The following is a 23,405-nucleotide window of genomic DNA, read 5'->3' on the forward strand; positions in this document are numbered from 1 at the left end:
CAAAAAGGTAGGGTGAAGACGCGCATCGAGGCCATCCTCCTTTCCCGCGCGTCATCGCTCCACCCGGGCGAGTAGAGAAGGAACCCCACCCGAATGAAGCTCGAACTTCGCGGCATCACCAAACGGTTCGGTGCCCTGGTCGCCAACGACCACATCGACCTCACGGTCGAACCAGGCGAGATCCACTGCCTGCTCGGCGAGAACGGCGCAGGCAAGTCCACCCTCATGAACGTTCTGTACGGCCTCTACCAGGCCGACGAGGGCGAGATCCTGCTCGACGACGTCGTCCAGCAGTTCTCCGGCCCCGGCGACGCGATGAAGGCCGGAATCGGCATGGTGCACCAGCACTTCATGCTCATCCCCGTCTTCACGGTCGCGGAGAACGTCATGCTCGGACACGAGGAGACCGGGTTCGCCGGACGCCTCGACCTGAACGCCGCTCGCAAGCGGGTGCGCGAGATCTCCGACCGCTTCGGCTTCGACGTCGACCCGGATGCGCTGATCGAGGACCTGCCCGTCGGCGTCCAGCAGCGCGTGGAGATCATCAAGGCGCTGTCCCAGAACGCGAAGGTGCTCGTGTTCGACGAGCCGACCGCCGTGCTCACCCCGCAGGAGACCGACGAGCTGATGGCGATCATGCGCCAGCTCAAGGAGCAGGGCACCGCCATCGTCTTCATCACCCACAAGCTGCGCGAGGTGCGCGAAGTGGCGGACCGCATCACCGTCATCCGCCTCGGCAAGGTCGTCGGCGAGACGGAGCCGACCGCCACGAACACCGAGATGGCGTCGATGATGGTCGGCCGCGCGGTCGAGCTGACCGTGCACAAGGAGCCGGCGCACCCCGGTGCCCCCGCGCTGATCGTGCGCGATCTGTCTGTGATCGACCCGATCGGGCAGCTCGTCGTCAACAACGTCAGCTTCGACGTCAAGGCGGGCGAGATCCTCGCGATCGCCGGAGTCCAGGGCAACGGCCAGACCGAGCTCACCGAGGCGATCCTCGGGCTCCAGCCGCGCGTCGAGGGCACGATCGAGCTGGACGGCAAGCACATCCAGGGCCACAGCGTGCGCAGGGTGCTCGACGCCGGTGTCGGCTTCGTGCCTGAGGACCGCAACGAGGACGGCCTGGTCGGCGAGTTCACCATCGCGGAGAACCTGATGCTCGACCGCTCGAGCGGTGAGCCGTTCGTCAAGGCGGGCAACCTGCAGCTCTCCTACCGCGCGGAGTTCGCCGAGGAGAAGATCAAGGAGTTCGACGTGCGCGCCCAGGGCGTCGACACGAAGGTCGGCAAGCTGTCGGGCGGCAACGCCCAGAAGGTCGTGCTCGCCCGCGAGCTGAGCCGCGACCTCAGCCTGTTCGTCGCAGCGCAGCCGACGCGCGGTCTCGACGTCGGCTCGATCGAGTTCGTGCACAAGCGCATCGTCGCGACCAGGGATGCCGGCATCCCCGTCATCGTCGTCTCCACGGAGCTCGACGAGGTAGCCGCCCTCGCAGACAGGATCGCGGTCATGTACCGCGGCGGAATCGTAGGAATCGTGCCGGGCAACACCTCGCGTGCTGTGCTCGGTCTGATGATGGCCGGCGAGCTGCCGGCGGATGTGGAAGTCGCAGCATGAGCCAGACCGCCCAGGCCCCTGAGCCGACGAAGGGGCCGGAGCCGACCAAGGCCCCCGGCGTCGAGCCGCCGTCGCGCTGGCAGGTCGCCATGCGCGACATCGCCGGCGGCAGCGTCGTCATCTCGATCCTCGCCGTCGTGATCGCCCTGGTGATCGGCGCCATCCTGATCGCCATCACCGACCCGACCGTGCAGAAGGCGTCCGGCTACTTCTTCGCCAGGCCGGGCGACACGTTCCAGGCCATCTGGAACTCCGTGTCGAGCGCATACGTCTCGCTGTTCCAGGGCTCGATCTACAACTTCCGTCGTCCGTCCTTCTCCGCGGGCATCCGGCCGCTGACCGAGACGCTGACGTTCGCCACGCCGCTGATCGCCGGTGGTCTCGGCGTCGCCCTCGCGTTCAGGGTCGGCATGTTCAACATCGGTGGCCGCGGCCAGATGCTGATCGCCGCCGGTGCAGCGGGCTGGGTCGGCTGGTCGTTCAACCTGCCTCCCGTGCTGCACCTGCTGCTCGCGATCGTCGCCGGCATCGCCGGTGGTGCGATCTGGGGCGGCATCGCCGGTCTGCTGAAGGCTCGGACGGGCGCGCACGAGGTGATCGTCACGATCATGCTCAACTACATCGCCTTCTATCTGCTGGCGTACTTCCTGCGCACGCCCGGCCTCTTCCAGATGGCGGGGTCGAGCAACCCGAAGTCGCCCCCGGTGAAGCCGAACGCGATCCTGCCTCCGCTGTTCGGAGACCAGTACAACCTCACCTGGGCGTTCGTCATCGTCATCGCGCTGACCGTGTACGTGTGGTGGCTGCTCAACCGCTCGGCGATGGGCTTCCGGTTCAAGGCGGTCGGCGAGAACCCGAACGCAGCACGCGTCGCCGGAATAGACGTCAAGAACGTCTACTTCGTCGCCATGCTGATCGCCGGTGGCCTCGTCGGGTTCGCCGGTGTGAACCAGGCGCTCGGCACCTTCCCGCAGGGCATCACCTCCGACCTGGATGCCGGCATCGGCTTCGACGCGATCACGGTCGCGCTGCTCGGTCGATCGCGGCCGTGGGGCACCTTCATCGCGGGTCTGCTGTTCGGCGCTCTCAAGGCGGGAAGCTTCGCCATGCAGGCGGCCAACGACATCCCGATCGACATCGTGCTCGTCGTGCAGTCCCTCATCGTGCTGTTCATCGCAGCGCCGCCGCTCGTGCGGGCGATCTTCCGCCTGCCGACCCCCGGCGTCGCATCCAAGAAGTCCACCCTTCCCATCGTCAGCAAGGAGGTGGCAGCCAAGTGAGCACCGTCACCGAGACCCAGCCGGGCATCCCGTCGAGCGACCAGATCGTCCTGGAGCGCACTCAGATCAAGAGCTGGAAGGCGCCGATCGCGCTGGGCGTCTTCGCCCTGCTCGCCATCGTGCTGTTCGTGTTCCTGCCCAGGCAGGGCGACAGCAGCTTCCGCTTCGCCGATCCTGGCGACTTCTTCGCCATCCCGCTGCTGACCGTCCCCACCCAGGCGACGAGCGTCATCTGCGCGATCCTGTGCGTGCTCCTCGCTGTCGGCGCGTACTTCTACATCGCCTCGGGCCGCAAGGTGCCGATCTGGTACGCGATCGTGTTCGCGCTGGTGTTCATGTTCGGCTTCCTCACCTGGGCGGCCGCCGGCCACACCGTGCCGTTCACCGGCCTGCTGCTCGGCAGCGTGAGCCTGTCGGTCCCGCTCGTATTCGGTGCCCTCGGCGGTGTCATCTCCGAGCGCGCGGGTGTCGTGAACGTCGCCATCGAGGGTCAGCTGCTCGCCGGTGCGTTCGTCTCGGCGTTCATCGCATCCGTCGCGCAGCACGTCTGGCACCTTCCGGTCGTCGCAGCGCTCATCATCGGGATGCTGTCGGCGATGATCGCCGGCGTCCTGGTGTCGTTCGTGCTGGCCGCGTTCGCGATCAAGTACCTGGTCGAGCAGGTGATCGTCGGTGTCGTGCTCAACGTGCTCGTCACCGGTCTGACGAGCTTCCTGTTCTCCACGGTGCTGTCGAACGACATCCCCGTGCTGAACAACCCTCCGCGCTTCGAGCGGCTGCCGATCCCGCTGCTCAGCGAGATCCCGGTCATCGGCCCGGTGCTGTTCAAACAGACGATCATCGTCTACCTGATGTACATCGCCGTGTTCCTGGTCTGGTTCGGCCTGTTCAAGACCCGCTGGGGCCTGCGCGTCCGCGCAGTCGGCGAGCACCCGAAGGCAGCGGACACCGTCGGCATCAACGTCAATGGCACCCGGTTCTGGAACGTCTCGCTGGCGGGAGCGGTCGCCGGTCTCGGTGGAGCGTACTTCACGCTCGCCTCGGTCGGAGCGTTCGGCAAAGAGATGACCAACGGCGCCGGCTTCATCGCCCTCGCCGCCGTCATCTTCGGACGCTGGGACCCGATCAGGGCCACCCTGGCCGCTCTGCTGTTCGGCTTCGCGTCGTACCTGCAGACCACGCTCGGGATCATCGGCGCCCCCGTGCCGAGCGAGTTCATGCTGATGCTGCCGTACGTCGTGACGATCTTCGCGGTCGCAGGGCTCGTCGGGATCTCGCGGGCACCCGCCGCAGACGGCAAGCCGTACATCAAATCATGAGCGAGGCAATGGCGACGGACGCCGTCGACTGGGAGGCGCTGCGCGCAGCGGCCCGCGAGGCCATGACGCACGCGTACATCCCGTACTCGAAGTTCGCCGTCGGCGCCGCGGCGCTCGTCGACGACGGCAGGATCGTCTCGGGCTGCAACGTCGAGAACGCCAGCTACGGCGTCACGCTGTGCGCGGAGTGCGGACTCGTCTCGGCACTGCACATGTCGGGTGGCGGCCACCTGGTGGCCTTCACCTGCGTGGACGGCGACGGCAACGTCCTGATGCCGTGCGGTCGCTGCCGCCAGCTGCTGTATGAGCACTCGGCGGAGGGCATGGTGCTGGAGACGGTGTCCGGCTTCCGCACCATCGACGAGGTGCTGCCGGACGCGTTCGGCCCGCGCCAGCTGACCGAGTACGCCGCACGGCACGACGCCTGAGCTCACACCCTGAGCGCACGACGACACAGAAAGCAGATATGAGCGACACCGCAGGGACGGTCGAGGCCTTCGACGCCGTCGACCTCATCCACACCAAGCGTGACAGCGGAGAGCTGTCGACGCCGCAGATCGACTGGCTGATCGACGCGTACACGCGCGGCTACGTCGGCGACGAGCAGATGGCCGCGATGACGATGGCGATCTTCCTCAACGGGATGACCCGCCGCGAGATCAAGGACCTCACGATGGCGATGATCGCCTCAGGTGAGCGGATGAGCTTCGACGGCCTCGGCAAGCCGACGACGGACAAGCACTCCACGGGCGGCGTCGGCGACAAGATCACGCTGCCGCTGATGCCGCTCGTCGCGACGTTCGGCGCGGCCGTGCCGCAGCTCTCCGGGCGCGGGCTCGGCCACACGGGAGGGACGCTCGACAAGCTGGAGAGCATCCCCGGCTGGCGGGCCAACCTGACCAACCAGGAGATGTTCGACCAGCTGCGGGATGTCGGCGGCGTGATCTGCGCGGCGGGCTCCGGCCTCGCTCCGGCGGACGGCAAGCTCTACGCGCTGCGCGATATCACAGGAACGGTCGAGGCCATCCCGCTGATCGCCTCCTCGATCATGAGCAAGAAGATCGCGGAAGGCACCGGCGCGCTCGTACTCGACGTGAAGTTCGGCTCCGGCGCGTTCCTCAAAGACATCGAGAAGTCGCGCGAGCTGGCCCGCACGATGGTCGACCTCGGCCGCGACGCCGGCGTCGCCACCTCCGCTCTGCTCACCAACATGAACGTGCCGCTCGGCCTCGCCATCGGCAACGCCAACGAGGTGCGCGAGTCCGTCGAGGTGCTGGCGGGTGGCGGACCGGCGGATGTCGTCGAGCTGACCATCGAGCTGGCGCGCGAGATGCTCGCCCTCGCGGGCAAGACGGACGTGGATGTGGAGGCCGCCCTGAAGGACGGCCGCGCGATGGACAAATGGCGGGAGACCATCCGCGCCCAGGGCGGAGACCCCGACGCGCCGCTGCCGGTCGCGAAGGAGACGCACACCGTCGTCGCCGACCGCGACGGCGTGCTGGTCGAGCAGCAGGCACTGCCGTTCGGCATCGCCGCCTGGCGGCTCGGCGCAGGGCGCGCCCGCAAGCAGGACCCCGTGCAGCACGCCGCGGGCGTCGACCTGCACGCCAAGCCGGGAGACACGGTGCGAGCAGGCGATCCGCTCTTCACCCTCTCCGCCGACGAGCCTGCCCGCTTCGAGCGCGCGCTCGAGGCCCTCGAGGGTGCATACCGCATCGGCGACCAAGGAGACCCCGTCCTCACCGGCGGCCCCCTCATCGCCGACCGCATCTCCTGAACAATCGACTCCGGACTTGTTCAGGCGACACGCCGGCGTCTCGACTGAACAACTCCGGACTCGATAGCTGCGGCGCGCGACCGAACGATAGATTGAAGGACATGAGTAAAGAAGCAGACGGCGGGTACAGGCTCAGCGACGGCACGAGCATCCGGGAGTTGCCGAAGGTGTCGTTGCACGACCACCTCGACGGCGGCCTGCGACCGGCGACGGTGATCGAGCTCGGCGCGGAGATCGGCCTCGACCTCCCCACCACGGACGCCGTGGAGCTGGCGAGCTGGTTCGGCGAGAAGTCCAACTCCGGCTCGCTGGTCGAATACCTCAAGACGTTCGACCTCACCACCGCCGTCATGCAGACGAAGGAGGGGCTCAGCCGCGTCGCGCGCGAGTTCGTCCAGGACCTCGGCGAGGACGGCGTCGTGTACGGCGAGATCCGCTGGGCCCCCGAGCAGCACCTCTCCCGCGGCCTCAGCCTCGACGACACAGTGGATGCGGTGCAGGACGGCATCGAGCAGGGCATCGACGATGTGCGCGCCACCGGCAAGCGCATCCGGGTCGGCCAGCTGGTCACCGCCATGCGCCACGCCGACCGTGGGCTGGAGATCGCCGAGCTCGCCGTTCGCCACCGCGACAACGGCGTCGTCGGGTTCGACATCGCCGGAGCAGAGGCAGGCTTCCTCCCGTCGCGCCACCGCACGGCGTTCGACTACCTCGCCGCGCAGTTCTTCCCCACGACCGTGCACGCCGGAGAGGCGGACGGGCTGGAGAGCATCAGGAGCGCACTCATCGACGGCCGCGCGCTGCGCCTCGGCCACGGTGTGCGCATCGCGGAGGACATCACGATCGAGCGCCAGGACGACGAGAACACCTACGTGACAATCGGCACGCTCGCCCAGTGGGTGAAGGACCGCGAGATCGCGCTCGAGACGAGCCCGACCTCCAACCTGCAGACGGGCGCCATCGCCGCGTGGGGCGACGACATCCTCGACCACCCGTTCGACCTGCTCTACCAGCTCGGGTTCCGGGTGACTGTGAACACCGACAACCGCCTGATGAGCGGAACGTCCCTGACGCGGGAGCTGAGCATCCTGGCGGACGCGTTCGCGTACGACCGCACCGACCTCGAGGTGTTCCAGCTCAACGCGGCCGGTTCCGCGTTCCTCCCGCTGGAAGAACGCGAAGAGCTGGCGGACATCATCACAGCAGGTTTCGAGGGTTCGTAACCCGCCGGGAGATACGCTTGAGCCATGCCTCTGCCACCGTTGCCCGATTCCGCCATCACCATCGGAGCTCACGCCTCCGACTGGCGTGACGCGGTCGAGCTGGCAGGGGCGGCTCTCGCGGCCTCCGGGGCCACGGAGCCCAGCTACGCCGAGCGGATGATCCAGGTCATCGACGAGTTCGGGGCGTACATCGTCATCGCGCCGGGGCTCGCCCTCGCACACGCCCGCCCGGGCCCCGACGTGCTGGCGGACGGACTCTCCGTCGTCACGCTGGCCGACCCCGTCGTCTTCGGCCACCCGCACAACGACCCGGTCTCCGTGGTCATCGGCCTCGCCGTCTCGTCGCCGGAGGGTCACGTGACCTCGGTCGCCGAGCTGGCGAACGTGTTCAACGACCCGGAGGCGATCCCCGCTCTCGCCGCCGCCCAGGATGCGGCAGCCGTGCAGCGGATCATGGCCGCGAGCGAGCAGGGCGCGGTCTGATGAAGATCGTCGCGATCTGCGGTGCAGGCATCGGCACGTCCGGAATCCTCAAGGTCAACGCCGAGCGCGTGCTGAAGCGTCTCGACATCGACGCGGACGTGACAGCCTCGGATCTGGCGAGTCTGGCGACGGCCGCCTCGAACGCGCAGGTCATCCTGACCTCTCCGGAGCTGGTCGACAAGATCGGGCAGACCAACGCCGACATCGTCGTGGTAGACAACTACTTCGACCTGGATGAGCTGGAACAGAAGCTCGACGAGGCGCTCGGCTAGCGCTGCCCGCTGTCGCTGTCGCTGTCGCTGTCGCTGTCGCTCTCGGCTCCGCTGTCATCTGCGGCGAGGAGCGCATCCACCAGCCCGGGGAAGCGCTGGTCCAGCTCTGCCCTGCGGAGCTGGATGGCGTGGGTGCGCCCGTCCACGATCGTGAGGGTCACCCCGGCCTCGCGAAGCGCCTTGAAGTGGTGCGAGAGCGTCGACTTCTGCACGTCGAAGCCCCACTCCGTCGCCGACTTGGCGTGCGGTTCACCGTCGGCGAGCACCCGCACGATCTGCAACCGGATGGGGTCGGCCACGGCGCGCAGGACGTCGACGAGCGTGACCGTCTCGATGGCGGGGGCCGGGTAGTCAGCCGACACGTGCATCCCCTCGAAAAATAGTTTGACAATCATCGAACAATGGTCGTATCTTGACCGTATGACGTTCGTCGAACAATCATACCGCAGGGCCACCCCGGCGCTGCTGATCCTCGCCCTTTCCCTGTTCGTGGTCGCGACCAACGCGTTCGTGATCGCCGGGCTCCTACCGCAGATCGCGGACACCCTGGGGGCGACGCCCACCCAGGTGAGCTACTCCATCACCTCGTACTCGCTCGTCGTCGCCGTCGCGGCGCCCGCCGTCTCGATCCTCCTCCCGCGCGTCCCGCGCACCGTCCTCATGGCGGGCGGGCTGGCCTTCTTCGCGGTCGGCGCCGCCATCGCGGCCGCCGCGCCGGACATCGCCGTCTTCATCACGGGGCGCACGCTCTCCGGGCTCGGCGGAGCCGCCCTGGTGCCGACGGCGACCGCGGCCGCGGCCTCCCTCGCACGGCCGGAGCAGCGCGGACGGGCCCTGGCCATCGTCGGTGCCGGCTTCACCCTGGCGACGGCCGTCGGATCCCCGCTCGGGACGGCCCTCGGCGGCATCGCAGGCTGGCGGCTCCCGCTCTGGTGCCTGGTCGGCCTCGGCGTCCTGCTGTCCGTCGCGATCCCGTTCGTGGTGCGCGGCGTGCCGCTGCCGCCGCCCGTCTCGCTGCGGCGCAGGCTGGCTCCGCTCGGCGACCGCCGCATCCTGGCCCCGCTCGGCACGACACTGCTGATGGTGGCCGGCTTCAACATCGTCTACATCTTCTCCGCGGCCGTCACGCACGCATCCACAGGAGGCTCCGGCGCCCTGCTTGCGGTGCTGCTGCTCGCGTACGGAGCAGCGGGCGTGCTCGGCAACGTGGTCGCCGGACCGCTCACCGACCGGTTCGGCAGCAAGGTGGTCGCGATCGTCGCGCTCGCCGCTCAGGCGCTCGCCCTGCTCGCGCTGACGTTCGTCGAAGCGTCCTTCGCCGCATCCATCGTCGTGTTCGCGCTGTGGGGCGTCGCCTCCTTCGCCGTCGCCATCCCGGTGCAGCACAGGCTGGTGCATATCGACCCGGCGGCGTCCGCCCTCGCCCTGTCCTGGTACTCGACGGCGATGTACGTCGGGATCGCGATCGCGCCGCTGATCGGGACGGCGGCACTGAGCATCGGCGGCGCCGTTGCGGTCCCTGTCGCCGGGGCCGTCGTCTCCGTGCTCGCTCTCGCGCTGTTCCTGCTCGGCTACGCCAGGAACGCCACAGCACGCAGAACAGGGGGCGTCGCCGGAGACGCGGAAAGGGCGCTCCGGCCGTCGGCCTGAGCGCCCTTCCTGTAGCGGCGGCTACGCGGCCGTGAGCGCGCGCATCGCCGCCGCGAGGGCGCCGACGCGGGCGGTCGCGGTGGCACGGCGCTCGTCGACGCTGCCCTGGTCGCTCGACGCGTCGATGTAGATCTTGAGCTTCGGCTCCGTGCCGGACGGGCGTACCATGACGCGGGACCCATCGGCGAGCAGGATGCGCAGCACATCGCTCGGCGGGAGGTTGCCGAAGCCATCCTTCAGGTCGTCGATCTGCTGCACCCGCACATCTCCGAGGGATGCGGGCGGAGTCGCGCGCAGGCTCGCCATGATGCGGTCGATCTGCGACAGGTCGGTGACCCGGATGGAGATCTGGTCCGAGGCGAAGAAGCCGAACGTCTCCGCGAACGCGTCCAGGTGATCCGCGATGGTCTTCCCATCGGCCGCGAGGCTGTTGGCGAGATCGAGGAACGCGGTCGCGGCGGAGATGCCGTCCTTGTCGCGCACGGTCTCCGGGTTCACCAGGTAGCCGAGCGCCTCCTCGTAGCCGTACACGAGGCCGGGAGCGCGGGAGACCCACTTGAAGCCGGTCAGCGTGTTCGCGAAGTCGAGATGGTACTTCTCCGCCACGGCAGCGAGCGCCGGCGAGGACACGATCGAGCAGGCCAGGGCGCCGAACGCGCCCTGGTCGGGGCCGGCCGCCGCCTCCGCGAGCCTGGCAGCCCGCCAGCCGAGGATGGCGCCGACCTCGTTGCCGCTCAGGCGGCGGTAGCCGGCCTCGCTCGACGCATCCGGGATCGCGACGGCGAGACGGTCGGCGTCCGGGTCGTTGGCGATCACCAGGTCGGCGTCGGACGCGCGTGCCGCCTCGAACGACAGATCCATCGCGCCGGGTTCCTCCGGGTTGGGGAACGCGACGGTCGGGAAGGCGGGATCGGGGTCGATCTGCGCCGCGACGACCGTCGGCTCCGCGAATCCCGCCGCAGCGAAGACGTCGCGGGCGGTGCGCCAGCCGACGCCGTGCATGGCGGTGTAGACGTAGGAGACCGCATCCCGAGCCGCCGTCGTGGAGGCGACAGCGGCCGTCGCGGCGATGTACGCACGCTCGATGTCCTCCGCGCCGACCTCGTAGGTCTCGGCGCGCGGGAGATCGAGGACGCTTCCTGCCGCGACCTCCAGGATGCGCGACTCGATCTCCGCATCCACAGGGGACACGATCTGCGAGCCGTGGTTCTCTCCGCCCAGGTACACCTTGTAGCCGTTGTCGTTCGGCGGGTTGTGGCTGGCGGTGACCATGACACCGGCGCTCACGTCGAGGTGGCGCACCGCGAACGCGAGCACGGGGGTCGGCAGCAGGCGGGGGAGCAGGACGGCGCGCACGCCGGCGCCCGCCATCAGCTCAGCGGTGTCCCTGGCGAAGACGTCGGAGTTCTTGCGGCCGTCGTAGCCGATCACGACGGACGGCGTCGTGCCGTCCGCGTGGTCGAGCAGGTAGCGCGCGAATCCGGCGGCGGCCTGGGCGACGAGCACCCTGTTCATCCGGTTGGGGCCGGCGGCGATCTCGCCGCGCAGGCCTGCGGTGCCGAACGCGAGCCGCGCGTCGAAGCGGGAGTGCAGGTCGGCGACGGCCTCGGCCGAACCCGACTGCGCCGCGACGATCAGGTCATTCAGCTCGTCGCGCGTCTCCTGGTCGGGATCCTGGGCGACCCAGGCCTGCGCCCGCTCGATCAGGTCGTCCGTCTGCTCCTCGCTCACAGGGCCTCCACGATCTGGGCGAGGAGGGCGCTGATCACGGGCTCCGCCTCGCGTCCCGCCTCGATGACCTCCTGGTGGCTGAGCGGCGTCTTCTGGATGCCGGCGGCCAGGTTGGTGATGAGCGACATGCCGAGGATCTCCATCCCGGACTGGCGGGCCGCGATGGCCTCCAGCGCGGTGGACATGCCGACGATGTGACCGCCGATGGTCTTCGCCATCTGCACCTCGGCCGGCGTTTCGTAGTGCGGGCCGCGGAACTGCGTGTACACGCCCTCGTCCAGGCTCGGCTCGATGGTCTTGGCCAGCTCGCGCAGCCGCTTCGAGTAGAGGTCGGTGAGGTCGATGAAGGTCGCGCCCTCCAGCGGCGAGTCCGCCGTGAGGTTGATGTGGTCGCTGATCAGCACGGGCGTTCCCGGCTTCCAGTGCTCCTTGATTCCGCCAGCGCCGTTGGTGAGGATCATCGTCTTCACACCGGCCGCCGCCGCGGTGCGCACGCTGTGCACGACCCTGCGGACGCCGTGGCCCTCGTAGTAGTGCGTGCGCGCGCCGATGACCAGCGCGCGCTTGCCGTTCGGCAGCAGCACGGAACGCAGCGTTCCGACGTGACCCTCCAGCGCCGGCTTGCCGAAGCCGACGATCTCTGTGGCCGGGATGGTGGCGGTCGTCTCGCCGATGAGATCGGCCGCTTTGCCCCAGCCGCTGCCCAGGGTCAGCGCGATGTCGTGCTGTGCGACGCCGGTCTTCTCTGCAAGCTGCTCAGCGGCCAGCCTGGCGACCTCGAAAGGGTCGGTGGCCGGGTCGTCGAGCGGGTTCGTGATGGTATCAGGCATGAGCCAACTCTACTGAGCGAGCCCCCGGCGCACAGGCTCGGCAGGGATGCGCATCCGTGCGCCAGGATACGAGAGAATAGAGGTCATGGCCTATGAATTCGAGCGCAAGCAGAGGATCGCTGTACTCGGGGGTGGGCCTGGCGGGTACGAAGCAGCCCTCGCCGGTGCCCAGCTCGGCGCGGACGTGACCCTGGTGGAGCGCACGGGGGTCGGCGGCTCCGCCGTGATCACCGACGTCGTGCCGTCCAAGAGCCTGATCGCGACCGCAGAGGCGGCGAACGCCATCGGAGAGGCTGCCGACCTCGGCGTGCAGTTCTTCACCAGGGGAGAGACGGGCAAGCCAGTGCGGCCGGAGGTCGCCGTGAACCTCGCCGCCGTCAACAAGCGCCTGGTCGGGCTCGCCCGCCAGCAGTCGGAGGACATGCGCGCCGAGCTCGTGCGTGCCGGCGTCCGCATCGTCACTGGAGAAGGACGCCTCGACGGGTCGAGCGCCATCATCGTGTCGACCGCCGCGGGAGACACCGGCACCGACTTCGACAGGATCGAGGCCGACACGTTCGTCGTCTCCGTCGGCGCGAGCCCGCGCATCCTGCCGTCCGCAGTGCCGGACGGTGAGCGCATCCTGACCTGGACGCAGCTCTACAGCCTCGACCGCATCCCTGAGCACCTGATCGTGGTCGGCTCCGGTGTGACGGGCGCCGAGTTCGCCTCCGCGTACACCGCGCTCGGCTCCAAGGTCACGCTCATCTCCAGCCGCGACCAGGTGCTGCCAGGCGAGGACGCCGACGCGGCCAAGGTGATCGAGAACGTCTTCAAACGCAACGGGATGCAGGTGCTCTCGAAGTCCCGCGCCGAGTCGATCGTGCGCACGGAGAACGGCGTCGTCGCCACGCTTTCCGACGGCAGGACCGTCGAGGGAAGCCACTGCCTGATGGCGGTCGGCTCCGTGCCGAACACCCGCGGGATCGGGCTGGAGGAGGCCGGCGTGCAGCTCACCGACTCCGGGCACATCCGCGTGAACCGCGTGGCGCGCACGTCCATCCCGAACATCTACGCGGCGGGCGACTGCTCCGACCTGCTCCCGCTCGCCTCCGTCGCATCCATGCAGGGGCGCACGGCGGTCTTCCACGCGATGGGGGATGCGGTCAACCCGTTCGAGCTGCGCAACGTGACCTCCAACATCTTCACCCAGCCGGAGATCGCGACGGTCGGCTGGAACCAGAAGCAGATCGAGGAGGGCATCGCGCAGGGCGACATCTACAAGCTCCCGCTCAAGTCGAACCCGCGCGCCAAGATGCTCGGCATCAAGGACGGCTTCGTGAAGCTGTTCGCCCGTACCGGCTCCGGCACGGTCATCGGCGGCGTGATCGTGGCTCCCCGCGCCTCCGAGCTGATCTTCCCGCTCGCGCTCGCCGTCGAGCACCGTCTGACGGTCGACCAGGTGGCGCGCGCGTTCACGGTCTACCCGTCGCTGTCCGGCTCGATCTCCGACGCGGCGAGGGCGATGCACATCGTGCTGTAACGCCCGATCGCGGTAGGGTCGCGGGGTGGAAATCCTCCTCGTGATCGTCCTGGTGCTGCTGGCCATCGCCGGCGCGACCACGCTCGGGCCGAAGCTCGGCGTCGCCGCACCGCTGGTGCTCGTCGTGCTGGGCATCGGGGTCAGTTTCCTGCCCTTCGTGCCTCCGCTGACCATCGAGCCGGAGTGGATCATCGCCGGGGTCCTTCCCCCGCTGCTGTACTCGGCGTCCGTGTCGATGCCCGCGATGGAGTTCCGGCGCGAGTTCGGCGCGATCGGCGGGCTGTCCGTGCTGCTCGTGATCGTGAGCGCTGTCATCCTCGGACTGTTCTTCGCCTGGGTCATCCCCGGCCTCGGCATCGCGTGGGGCATCGCCCTCGGCGCGATCGTGAGCCCGACGGATGCGGTCGCGACGTCGATCGTCAAACGCTCAGGGGTCTCTCCCCGCGTCGTGGCGATCCTCGAAGGCGAGAGCCTGCTCAACGACGCGAGCGCGCTCGTGCTGCTGCGCACGGCCATCGCTGCCGCTGCTGCGTCGTTCTCGCTCGGCGGGTTCATCGGGTCGTTCGCGTACTCGGTCGCGGTGGCGCTGGTGCTCGGTTGGGCGGTCGGGCGGCTGAACCTGATCGTGCGCGCCAGGGTGACGGACGCGACGGTCAACACCGTGCTGTCGTTCACCGTGCCGTTCCTGGCGTCCATCCCTGCCGAGGCGCTCGGCGCATCCGGGCTGGTGGCCGCTGTGGTGGCCGGGCTGATCACCGGACGGAGGGCGCCGCGCGTCCTCTCCCCGCAGCACAGGCTGTCGGATGCGCAGAACTGGCGGACGGTCGAGCTGGTGCTCGAAGGACTGGTCTTCCTCGTGATGGGGCTGGAGCTGTTCGGCATCGTCACCGATGTGCAGAACGATCACGCCGGCTTCGTGCCTGCGCTGCTCGTCGGGGCGGGGGCGCTGCTGCTGACCATCCTGGTGCGGGCGGCGTACGTCGGCCCCCTGCTGGCCGTCCTGTCGCGCAGGGCGAAACGCGGCGAGCAGATGCGCCCGCGCATCGAGAGCATCCAGGGCCGTCTGGACGACCCAGAGTCGGCGGGCACGGCGCTGGTCCGCACGGGCGGTCCGGGCAGCCGTCGTCAGGTGACGGCAGCCGACATCGGCCGGTTCGCCACCAGGCTGCGCCGCACGATCGCCGACATCGACTACTTCAAGGCGGCCCCGCTCGGCTGGCGGGAGGGCTCGATCGTGGTCTGGGCCGGGATGCGCGGAGCCGTGACCGTCGCTGCGGCGCAGACCCTGCCGCACGAGGGGACGCCCAGCCGCTCCCTGCTGGTGCTCATCGCGTTCATCGTCGCGGCGGCGTCGCTCCTCATCCAGGGCGGAACGCTCGGCTGGGTAGTGCGCCTGGTGAAACCTGCTCCCGTCGACGCCGAGCTGGAGCGGGACGAGGAGGTCCGGCTGATGACGCTGCTCAGGGACGCGGCGGAGACGGTGCCGCTGCCCGCCCCGACGGACCGCACGCCGGAGGCCTTCATGGAGCAGAAGCGCGCGCGACTGGCCCGCATCGAGGCGCAACGCAACGCCCTGCTCGACGCCCGCGACGACGGCACTTTCAGCGCAGACCTCCTCCTCAACGCCCTCACCAACCTCGACGCCGACCAGATCGCAATCGAGCTCAAAGGCGACCCGATCGCCTGACCCGCCCCACCCCTGCCCTCGCCCTGCCCCACACACATCACCCCACGTCGCGAACTCCTTCCGGACGGACATAGCGGCTCCGCCGCTCGAAAACTCCGTCGTTACGGAGACACAGACGGCGTGTCACGCGAGAACTCCTGTTGTACACATGTCGGCCTTCTCCACAGATTTCGGGATGCGGTCCCGGCCTCCTGGGCGTATGGCCAAGCTCGCTGTATGCACACCTGGAATCTCGACGACTTCGGCGGTATCGCCTCCCGATCTCAGCTCGCTGCCGCGGGCGCGACACCGCGCGAGCTGGCCACAGCCGTACGTGACGGAGCCCTCGTGCGCGTCAGACGCGGAGTGTATGCGCTCCCCGCGGTGCGTGGGCCAGCGTGCGACGCCGCGCGGATGGGCGGGCGCCTCAGTTGCGTGTCCGCAGCCAGGAGCTACGGATGGTGGGGAGGGATGGATGCGCGCACGCATGTGCGGGTGCCGCCGACGGCTCGCGGCGTCCGGCGCGAGACGAGCGTCGTCGTTCACTGGACGGCGTCGGAAGACTGCGCCGATGTCTGGCGGGTGTCGCGCGCGGACTGCCTCAGGAGCGTCGTGCGGTGCGCGGACGCGGAGACGGCCGTCGCGGTGCTCGACACTGCGCTGTCCAGCGAGGATGTGCGGCTGCAGGAGCTGCCAGACATCTTCTCCGGCGAGCCTCGGCGTTCGCGAGCGGTCGCGCGTCTCGCTCGGCCAGGCTCGGATTCCGGGGTGGAGTCGATCGTTCGTCAGCGGTTGGCCGCTGCCGGTTTCGCGGTCGAGCAGCAGGTGGCGGTGCCGGGCGTCGGCCGGGTGGATCTGCGCGTGGACGGCTGGCTGTACATCGAGCTCGACGGGTTTCGATTTCACGGCGGCAGGGATGCGTTCGAGCGCGATCGTGCACGCGACCTCGGCCTCGCGCTGCGCGGCGGCGGGAGGCTGAGGTTCTCGGCCGCGCAGGTGCTGAACGAGTGGCAGACGGTGCTGGACAGCATCCACGCGGTCGTTCGGCAGGAGGAATCACGCGACACGCTGCCGATTTCTCCGTTCGGAAGGAGTATCGGGCGCGCGGGTGCAGGTTCTCCGTCGAAACGGAGCCGGGGCGCGGCGGCAACCGGTGGGATGGTGAGAGCGCTGGGCGCGACGGCCGGGAGCCGGTCGTGACCGGCGCCAGCCTCACGTCAGACGATGTTGAGGAGCAGGTGGCCGGAGGAGACCGTTTCGCCCACGGCGGCGTTGATGCCGGCGACCGTGCCGTCCTTGTGGGCGGTGAGCGGCTGTTCCATCTTCATGGCCTCGAGCACGAGCACGAGGTCGCCCTTGACGACCTCGTCTCCGTCGGAGACCGCCAGCTTGACGACGGTGGCCTGCATCGGGGCCGTCACCGAGTCTCCGGTGGCGGTGTCGACGGCGTGCGCTCCGCCACGTCGGCGAGGTGCTGGGGCGGATGCGCTGGTGTCGGCGCCGCCGGTGAGGAGCCTCGCGGGGAGGGAGACCTCGATGCGCTTGCCCTCCACCTCGACGACCACGCTGTTGCGGCGTTCGGCCGTGGCGGCGTCGCCGAGCTCGCCGGACCAGGGGGCGATGTCGCCCTGCCAGTCCGTCTCGATCCAGCGGGTGTAGATGGAGAACGGCTCGCCGTCCTGAGGGGCGAAGGCAGGGTCGCGGACGATGGCGCGGTGGAACGGGAGCACGGTCGGGAGACCGGCGACCTCGAACTCGTCCAGGGCGCGGCGGGAGCGCTCGAGCGCCTCTTCGCGATTCGCGCCCGTGACGATCAGCTTGGCCAGCATCGAGTCGAACGATCCGCTGATCACGTCGCCGGCCTGGATGCCGCTGTCGACGCGGACACCGGGGCCGCCCGGCGCCTTGAAGACGTGCACAGGACCGGGGGAGGGGATGAAGCCGCGGCCGGCGTCCTCGCCGTTGATGCGGAATTCGAACGAGTGCCCGGTGGCGACGGGGTCCGCGTAGTCGAGCTCGCCGCCCTCGGCGAGACGGAACTGCTCGCGCACCAGGTCGATGCCGGTGACCTCCTCGGACACCGGGTGCTCCACCTGGAGGCGCGTGTTGACCTCGAGGAAGGAGACGGTGCCGTCCTTGCCGATCAGGAACTCACAGGTGCCAGCGCCCTGGTAGCCGACCTCCCTGAGGATGGCCTTGGATGCGGAGTAGAGCTGGTCGGTCTGCTCCTGCGTGAGGAACGGTGCAGGAGCCTCCTCGACGAGCTTCTGGTGCCTGCGCTGCAGAGAGCAGTCGCGGGTGGAGACGACGACCACGTTGCCGTACGCGTCCGCGAGGCACTGGGTCTCGACGTGGCGCGGCTGATCCAGGTACTTCTCGACGAAGCACTCGCCGCGGCCGAACGCAGCGATGGCCTCGCGGGTGGCCGACTCGAACAGCTCGGGGACCTCGTCGCGGGTGCGGGCGACCTTGAGGCCGCGCCCTCCGCCGCCGAACGCCGCCTTGATGGCGACAGGCAGGCCGTGGATGTCCACGAAGTCGAGCACCTCGGAGGCGTCGGCGACCGGGTTGAGCGTTCCTGGGGCGAGCGGTGCGCCCACCTTCTCCGCCACGTGGCGCGCGGAGACCTTGTCTCCGAGGCGCTCGATCGCGTCGGCGGACGGGCCGATCCAGGTCAGGCCGGCGCCGATGACGGCGCGGGCGAAGTCGGCGTTCTCCGCGAGGAAGCCGTATCCGGGGTGCACGGCGTCTGCGCCGGACCTGCGTGCGATGGAGAGCAGCTTGTCGATGACCAGGTAGGTCTCCGCGCTCGTCGTGCCGTCGAGCGCGTACGCCTCATCGGCGAGGCGGACGTGCATGGCGTCTCTATCCTGGTCGGCGTAGACCGCGACGGACGCGATACCGCTGTCTTTCGCTGCGCGGACGACCCGGACGGCGATCTCGCCCCGGTTGGCGATGAGGACCTTGGTGATACGTGGCACAGTTTCCTAGCCTATTGCGCTGGCGGGGGAGGCTTTTGGGCGATCCCCACAAAAATGGTCGGGTCGGACGTGAGGGTGACTACAGTCGCCGGTTCCAGAGGTCGGGCCAGTTCACGCCCAGTTCGACGAACAGCTCTCTCAGGGTGGAGAGGGAGAGACCCACCACGGTACTCGGGTCTCCGTCGACCCGTGTGATGAACGGGCCGCCGAGGCTGTCGATCGTGAATGCGCCGGCGACCTCGAGGGGCTCGCCGGTGGCGACGTACGCGTCGATCTCGTCCTCGGACACATCCGCGAAGGAGACGGACGCCACCGCCGTCCGTCCGACGGCCTGGTTCTCGATGCCGTTCCTGTGGTCGATCAGCCAGTGGCCGGAGTGCAGCTGTCCCGTGCGGCCGCGCTGCGCGAGCCAGCGCGAGCGTGCCGTCTCCGGCAGGTGCGGCTTGCCGTGGATCTCGCCGTCGAGTTCGAACGCGGAGTCGCCGCCGAGGATGAAGCCGTCGATGGGCTCGCCGTTCAGGTCCCCGCGCACGGCCTCGGCCTTCAGCCTGGCGAGCAGCTGCACCATCGCGGAGGCGGACAGCGGGCCGTGCTCGGCTTCCGCCGCGAGGACGGCGGCCGGCTCGTCCACGTGGGAGGGGACGACGATCGGCTCGATCCCCGCGGCGCGGAGCAGTGCGAGCCTGGCTGGTGACGTTGATGCCAAGTAGAGGCGCATGGGTTCCTGTGGGATGCTCGACGGATGCCCCAGTTCGATGAGGTCGACCTCGACATTACCAACGTCGCCCACGGCGGCGTCTTCGTCGCACGCCACGAAGGCCGCGTCGTCTTCGTGCCCGACACCCTGCCGGGAGAGCGCATCCGGGCCAGGATCACCGATCAGAAGCACGACAGCTTCTGGCGCGCGGAGACCCTGGAGGTGCTCGAAGCCGCTCCGGAGCGGCAGGAGCACGTCTGGGAGGCGGCGTCCATCCACCGGGACCCTGGCACCAGGGCTGGCGGCGCCGAGTTCGGCCACATCCGCCTCTCCCACCAGCGCGAGCTCAAGCGTCAGGTGATCGCGGACGCGATGCAGCGCATGGCGAAACTGGACACTGATGTACAGGTCGAGCCCGTCGCCGGCGAGACCGCAGACGGCACGGGATGGCGCACACGCGTTCGGCTGCAGGTCGACAGGTCGGGAGCGGTCGGCCCGTACGCCGCACGCTCGCACACCGTCGTCCCCGTGACGAACCTGCCGCTCGCGACGGAGCTCGTCGACGAGACGGCGCCGTTCGGACAGACCTTCCCCGGCGCAGAGTCCGTCGACGTGGTCGCAACGGCCACGGGTGCAGCGCACCTCCTCGTGAACGAAGCCCCCGTCAAGCGCGGCAGGAAGCTCGTCCGACCGCGGCAGCGGCCTGTGCCGATCCGCGAGATCGTCGGCGACCGCGAGTTCCAGTTGGACGCACGCGGCTTCTGGCAGGTGCACCGTGCAGCAGCGGCCACGCTCACCGAGGCCGTCCAGTCCGCGGTGGATGAGGCCCTGTTCGACCCGCGCGCGGCGAACCTCGACCTCTACGGCGGCGTCGGACTCCTAGCCGCGGCGCTCGGCGACCGCTTCGGGTCGACGCTGCGCATCACCTCGGTGGAGAGCGACGAGGCTGCAACGGACAATGCGGCGGAGAACCTGGCCGACTGGCTCGGCGCAGCCACCGTCACCGACAGAGTCGAGCGGTTCGTCCAGCAACTCGCTGGGGAGGCGTCCGCCGTCGAGCGGGCCAGACTGCGTGCCGCGACCGTCGTCCTCGACCCTCCGCGCTCCGGGGCGGGTCGCGCCGTCGTCGACGCCATCGCGTCGCTCGCACCCGCGCAGATCGTCTACGTCGCCTGCGATCCCGTGGCACTCGCCCGCGACGTCGCCCTCTTCGCCGAGCGGGGCTATCCGCTGCGCACGCTGCGCGCCTTCGACCTGTTCCCAAACACCCACCACGTCGAGGCAGTCGCCACGCTGGCGCCGTGAGCACGTCAGCGTCGCGTCGCCCCACTACGATGGTCAGCATGGTGCGGGTGGCAATCGTCGATGATCACGAGTCCGTGCGTCTTGGGCTGAAAGCGGCCTGTCAGGACGCGGGCTACGAGGTGCTCGTCACCGCGCCCACCGTCGACGAGTTCGTCACGCTGCTCGGCGCGCAGGAGTGCGACGTCGTCGTCCTCGACCTCTCCCTCGGAGACGGCTCGAAGGTCACGGACAACGTCAAGCGCGCCCAGGCGACCGGCGCCGCCGTGCTCGTGCACAGCATCGCCGACAGGGTCGCCAGCGTCCGCGAGGCGCTCGCCGCGGGCGCGGCGGGCGTCATCCCCAAGTCGTCGCCGACCACAACGGTCATGAACGCGATCAAGACGGTGGCGAGCGGCGACGTGCTCAACAACCTCGAGTGGGCGACGGCGATCGACGCTGACAGCGACTTCGCCAAAGCCCAGCTCGGACGCCGCGAACGGGATGTGCTGCACCTGTACGCCTCCGGCCTGCCGCTCAAGGCGGTCGCCGCCCAGCTCGGCATCGCCAACTCGACCGCCCGCGAATATCTCGACCGCATCCGGGTGAAGTACGTCGAGGTCGGCCGCCCCGCCCCGACCAAGGTCGACCTGCTCCGCCGTGCCGTCGAAGACGGAATCCTGCCCGGGCTCGACCCCGACACGGGCAATGAGCGCAACTAGCGCGCCACCGCGGACCGCCCCTCCCGAGGCGTCCCAACCGCGCAACCCGATCAGCCGCGAGCGGTTCGAGCGCATCGCGGGTCGGAGCGTTTCGGCCTTCGGCCTGGTGTTCGGCCTGCAGACGATCCCGACCGCTCTCGGTCAGCTTCCTGGGCTCCGCTCACCGTGGGGCCTGATCGAGATCGTCGTGGTGTTCGGCGGTCTGGCCGCCATCGTCCTGCTCGCGATCGTGCAGCGGTTCGTGAAGGCCGCGATGGCCACCTTGTCCGTCATCTACTTCGCCGCCATCGTCACCTGGCCGCTGATCGCGCTCGACTCGCACTCGTTCGCGGCAGACAAACCGTGGGTGTGGTTCCTCTGCTCCGTGTTCACCGCGTTCGCGGCCGTCGCCCTGCCGCTCTGGCTGGCGACCGCGTACACGTTCATCACCCCGATCGCGTACGGCGTGGTCAGGGCGCTTCCCGCCGGCGGCGGCGTCGGCGCCGAGCTGGCCGGCCTCGACGCGCTGTACGCGATCATCCTCGGCGGGGTGATCCTGGTGATCATCGCGATGCTGCGGCAGGCCGCATCCACCGTCGACACCGCGCAGAGCCAGGCGCTCGCCAAGTACGCAAACGCCGTGCGTCAGCACGCGACGGAGGTGGAGCGCGTCCAGGTGGATGCGATCGTGCACGACAGCGTGCTGACCACCCTGCTGTCCGCGGCCAGCGCCCGCACGCCGGAGGCCAAGGAGCTCGCGGCGCGCATGGCGTCCGATGCGATCGGCCACCTGCACGCAGCGGAGGCGTCGAGCCCGGAGGACCAGTCGCTGGTGGGGCTCGACCGGCTGAGTGAGCGGATCTTCACCGCGGCCAACGCGTTCTCGTCCCCGTTCGAGCTGGATGTGCGGGACGTCGAGGTGCACGTTCTGCCCGTGAACGTCGCCGAGGCCGTCTACTCCGCGACCGTGCAGGCGATGGTGAACAGCATGCAGCACGCGGGCAACAAGGATGTGCGCCGCACGCTCTCGATCCGCGGCGGAAGCCCGCAGGCGACGGTGCACATCGTCGTGGCGGACACGGGTCGCGGATTCTCGGCAGCGGATGTGCCTGCGGAGCGGCTCGGGTTGCGGGTGAGCATCCGGGAGCGGTTGTCGAAGGTGGGCGGTCACGCCAGGATCGAGTCCGCGCCCGGCGAGGGCACGACGGTGACCATTCTCTGGCCGTCGTCTGAGAGTGACGCGGAGGTGCGGTCGTGATCACCCTGCCCCGGTTCCTCTTCCTCGGCCTCGGAGCGCTGTTCTCCGCTTACCACCTGTTCCTCGCGCTGTCGTCGCTGTCGACGCCGGTGAACCCCGGGCCGCCGATCGCCGCGATGATCCTGTATGCGGTCGCCACGGTGATCAGCCTGTGGCCGACCAGCCCGACCAAGATGCCGCTCTGGCTCGCCGCGTTCGACCTTGCTGTCTGCGTCGCCATCCCGATCCTGGTCACCAGCCAGCTCGATCCGGCGAAGGACAACGGGTACGCCACCTGGTACGTCGCGGCCGTCGGAACGCTGATGACGATCGTCGCCGTGCGCCGGCAGCAGTTCGCGGCCTGGGTGGGTGTCGGCTACCTGGCCGTGCAGACCATCGTCTGGGCAGGGGTTCCCGCGCTCGCCGGGCTCGGCGTGATCGGCTCCGTGGTGTGGGTGGGCGTCGCGGTGGTCATCTCCGGCTCGCTCGCGAAGGCCGGAAGGGACGCGTTGCAGTTCGCCAGAGCGGAACGTGAGGCCACCGAGTGGCAGGCCGCTCAGGAGGCGCATGTCATGGAGCGTCAGCTGCGCCTCAGGCAGACCTACCGGGTGGCAGCTCCGATGCTCGCGGAGATCGTGCGCCGCGGCGGCGATCTGACAGAGGCGGAGCGGCGGGAGTGCCGCTATCTCGAGGGGGCCATCCGCGACGAGATCCGCGGCCGCCGCCTGCTCAACGACGACGTGCGCCGCCAGGTGATGGATGCGCGTCGCCGGGGCGTCGTCGTCAGCCTCCTCGACGAGGGCGGCATCGACGACCTCGACCAGCGCGCCCTGGACGGCGTGTTGCGCCGCTTGGCGGACGCGATCCGCGGCACCACGACGGACAAGCTCATCGTGCGCACGGTGCCGCGTTCCTCGAAGACGGCGGTGACGGTCGTGGGGCTGCGCATGTCCGACGACGGAAACGCCAACGCGCTGGGCGCGGACACCGAGGACGACGAGGTCGACCTCTGGCTGGAGATCCCGCGCCCGATCCACGAGGCGTAACGCACTCGTTCGACCGCACCAACTGACCTACACCGCGTATCCGCGGCAGGCTGCGTATCTGCAACAGAAAAGGAGAAAGGGGCCGACACCCGAAT

Annotated in this window: 21 protein-coding genes and 1 pseudogene; 17 read left to right on the plus strand and 5 right to left on the minus strand. The window is 69.3% G+C overall.

The annotated features are described in order from the left end of the window. Positions 1-93: 93 nt before the first annotated feature. From ASE16_RS03875 to ASE16_RS03910, 8 genes are all read left to right on the plus strand, one after another. Positions 94-1,614: an ABC transporter ATP-binding protein gene (locus ASE16_RS03875; RefSeq protein WP_055890715.1), complete on the plus strand. Its 1,521-nt coding sequence runs from the start codon at positions 94-96 to the stop codon at positions 1,612-1,614. Further along, complete coding sequence (locus ASE16_RS03880) at positions 1,611-2,894, plus strand: ABC transporter permease (protein ID WP_055890718.1); 1,284 nt, start codon at positions 1,611-1,613, stop codon at positions 2,892-2,894. Before ASE16_RS03875 ends, ASE16_RS03880 begins: the two co-directional genes overlap by 4 nt. Beyond that, positions 2,891-4,213: an ABC transporter permease gene (locus tag ASE16_RS03885; RefSeq protein WP_082581213.1), complete on the plus strand. Its 1,323-nt coding sequence runs from the start codon at positions 2,891-2,893 to the stop codon at positions 4,211-4,213. The genes ASE16_RS03880 and ASE16_RS03885 overlap by 4 nt, the downstream gene beginning before the upstream one ends. After that, the gene (locus tag ASE16_RS03890; protein ID WP_055890720.1) at positions 4,210-4,641 is read left to right on the plus strand and encodes a cytidine deaminase; all 432 of its coding nucleotides are present in this window, start codon (positions 4,210-4,212) and stop codon (positions 4,639-4,641) included. The genes ASE16_RS03885 and ASE16_RS03890 overlap by 4 nt, the downstream gene beginning before the upstream one ends. Before the next feature lie 38 nt (positions 4,642-4,679). Beyond that, complete coding sequence (locus ASE16_RS03895) at positions 4,680-5,990, plus strand: thymidine phosphorylase (protein ID WP_055890722.1); 1,311 nt, start codon at positions 4,680-4,682, stop codon at positions 5,988-5,990. A 101-nt stretch (positions 5,991-6,091) separates the two neighbouring features. Beyond that, positions 6,092-7,213, plus strand: a complete 1,122-nt coding sequence (locus ASE16_RS03900; RefSeq protein ID WP_055890724.1) for an adenosine deaminase — start codon at positions 6,092-6,094, stop codon at positions 7,211-7,213. A gap of 24 nt (positions 7,214-7,237) precedes the next feature. Next, complete coding sequence (locus ASE16_RS03905; RefSeq protein WP_055890727.1) at positions 7,238-7,696, plus strand: PTS sugar transporter subunit IIA; 459 nt, start codon at positions 7,238-7,240, stop codon at positions 7,694-7,696. Further along, entirely contained in the window at positions 7,696-7,968 is a 273-nt protein-coding gene (locus tag ASE16_RS03910) for a PTS sugar transporter subunit IIB (RefSeq protein WP_055890728.1), read from the plus strand. Before ASE16_RS03905 ends, ASE16_RS03910 begins: the two co-directional genes overlap by 1 nt. Here the strand turns inward: ASE16_RS03910 and ASE16_RS03915 are convergent. Beyond that, the gene (locus tag ASE16_RS03915; protein ID WP_235500331.1) at positions 7,965-8,330 is read right to left on the minus strand and encodes an ArsR/SmtB family transcription factor; all 366 of its coding nucleotides are present in this window, start codon (positions 8,328-8,330) and stop codon (positions 7,965-7,967) included. The genes ASE16_RS03910 and ASE16_RS03915 overlap by 4 nt on opposite strands. A 58-nt stretch (positions 8,331-8,388) precedes the next feature. On the opposite strand from ASE16_RS03915, the gene ASE16_RS03920 reads away from it, so the two are divergent. After that, the gene (locus ASE16_RS03920) at positions 8,389-9,618 is read left to right on the plus strand and encodes an MFS transporter (RefSeq protein ID WP_082581215.1); all 1,230 of its coding nucleotides are present in this window, start codon (positions 8,389-8,391) and stop codon (positions 9,616-9,618) included. Positions 9,619-9,639: 21 nt separating this feature from the next. On the opposite strand, the gene ASE16_RS03925 is transcribed toward ASE16_RS03920, so the two are convergent. Together ASE16_RS03925 and ASE16_RS03930 are read right to left on the minus strand one after the other, a co-directional pair. Further along, entirely contained in the window at positions 9,640-11,349 is a 1,710-nt protein-coding gene (locus tag ASE16_RS03925) for a phospho-sugar mutase (RefSeq protein WP_055890730.1), read from the minus strand. Continuing rightward, the gene (locus ASE16_RS03930) at positions 11,346-12,179 is read right to left on the minus strand and encodes a purine-nucleoside phosphorylase (protein WP_055890733.1); all 834 of its coding nucleotides are present in this window, start codon (positions 12,177-12,179) and stop codon (positions 11,346-11,348) included. Before ASE16_RS03930 ends, ASE16_RS03925 begins: the two co-directional genes overlap by 4 nt. Positions 12,180-12,264: 85 nt before the next feature. Between ASE16_RS03930 and ASE16_RS03935 the strand changes: the two genes are divergently transcribed. The 4 genes and pseudogenes from ASE16_RS03935 (at position 12,265) to ASE16_RS20055 (ending at position 16,567) form a co-directional block, all read left to right on the plus strand. After that, positions 12,265-13,701 (plus strand): NAD(P)H-quinone dehydrogenase, encoded by a 1,437-nt coding sequence (locus tag ASE16_RS03935; RefSeq protein WP_055890734.1) that lies wholly within the window; start codon positions 12,265-12,267, stop codon positions 13,699-13,701. A gap of 25 nt (positions 13,702-13,726) precedes the next feature. After that, on the plus strand, positions 13,727-15,388 hold the full coding sequence (locus ASE16_RS03940) for a cation:proton antiporter (RefSeq protein WP_055890736.1): 1,662 nt from the start codon (positions 13,727-13,729) through the stop codon (positions 15,386-15,388). 216 nt (positions 15,389-15,604) lie between these two features. Further along, a pseudogene (locus ASE16_RS20355) lies at positions 15,605-15,736 on the plus strand (type IV toxin-antitoxin system AbiEi family antitoxin domain-containing protein); the annotation flags it as partial. A 399-nt stretch (positions 15,737-16,135) separates the two neighbouring features. Continuing rightward, entirely contained in the window at positions 16,136-16,567 is a 432-nt protein-coding gene (locus ASE16_RS20055) for an endonuclease domain-containing protein (protein ID WP_235500333.1), read from the plus strand. Positions 16,568-16,584: 17 nt separating this feature from the next. Here ASE16_RS20055 and ASE16_RS03950 read toward each other — a convergent pair whose 3' ends face one another. Beyond that, positions 16,585-18,348: an acetyl/propionyl/methylcrotonyl-CoA carboxylase subunit alpha gene (locus tag ASE16_RS03950; RefSeq protein ID WP_055890740.1), complete on the minus strand. Its 1,764-nt coding sequence runs from the start codon at positions 18,346-18,348 to the stop codon at positions 16,585-16,587. Between the two features lie 79 nt (positions 18,349-18,427). Beyond that, the gene (locus tag ASE16_RS03955; protein WP_055890742.1) at positions 18,428-19,066 is read right to left on the minus strand and encodes a Maf family protein; all 639 of its coding nucleotides are present in this window, start codon (positions 19,064-19,066) and stop codon (positions 18,428-18,430) included. A gap of 24 nt (positions 19,067-19,090) precedes the next feature. Here ASE16_RS03955 and ASE16_RS03960 point away from each other — a divergent pair, with 24 nt between their 5' ends. From ASE16_RS03960 to ASE16_RS03975, 4 genes are read left to right on the plus strand one after another with little or no spacing between them, the layout of a single operon-like run. Continuing rightward, the gene (locus ASE16_RS03960) at positions 19,091-20,350 is read left to right on the plus strand and encodes a class I SAM-dependent RNA methyltransferase (RefSeq protein WP_055890743.1); all 1,260 of its coding nucleotides are present in this window, start codon (positions 19,091-19,093) and stop codon (positions 20,348-20,350) included. 38 nt (positions 20,351-20,388) lie between these two features. Beyond that, entirely contained in the window at positions 20,389-21,048 is a 660-nt protein-coding gene (locus ASE16_RS03965; RefSeq protein ID WP_055890744.1) for a response regulator transcription factor, read from the plus strand. Then, positions 21,035-22,285, plus strand: coding sequence for a sensor histidine kinase (locus tag ASE16_RS03970; RefSeq protein WP_055890746.1), 1,251 nt, complete (start codon positions 21,035-21,037; stop codon positions 22,283-22,285). Before ASE16_RS03965 ends, ASE16_RS03970 begins: the two co-directional genes overlap by 14 nt. Then, positions 22,282-23,310: a hypothetical protein gene (locus tag ASE16_RS03975; protein ID WP_055890748.1), complete on the plus strand. Its 1,029-nt coding sequence runs from the start codon at positions 22,282-22,284 to the stop codon at positions 23,308-23,310. The genes ASE16_RS03970 and ASE16_RS03975 overlap by 4 nt, the downstream gene beginning before the upstream one ends. The last annotated feature ends 95 nt before the right edge of the window (positions 23,311-23,405 follow it).

It is taken from the genome of Leifsonia sp. Root227 (assembly GCF_001428745.1).
In the GTDB taxonomy this organism is placed as follows: Bacteria; Actinomycetota; Actinomycetes; order Actinomycetales; family Microbacteriaceae; genus Leifsonia.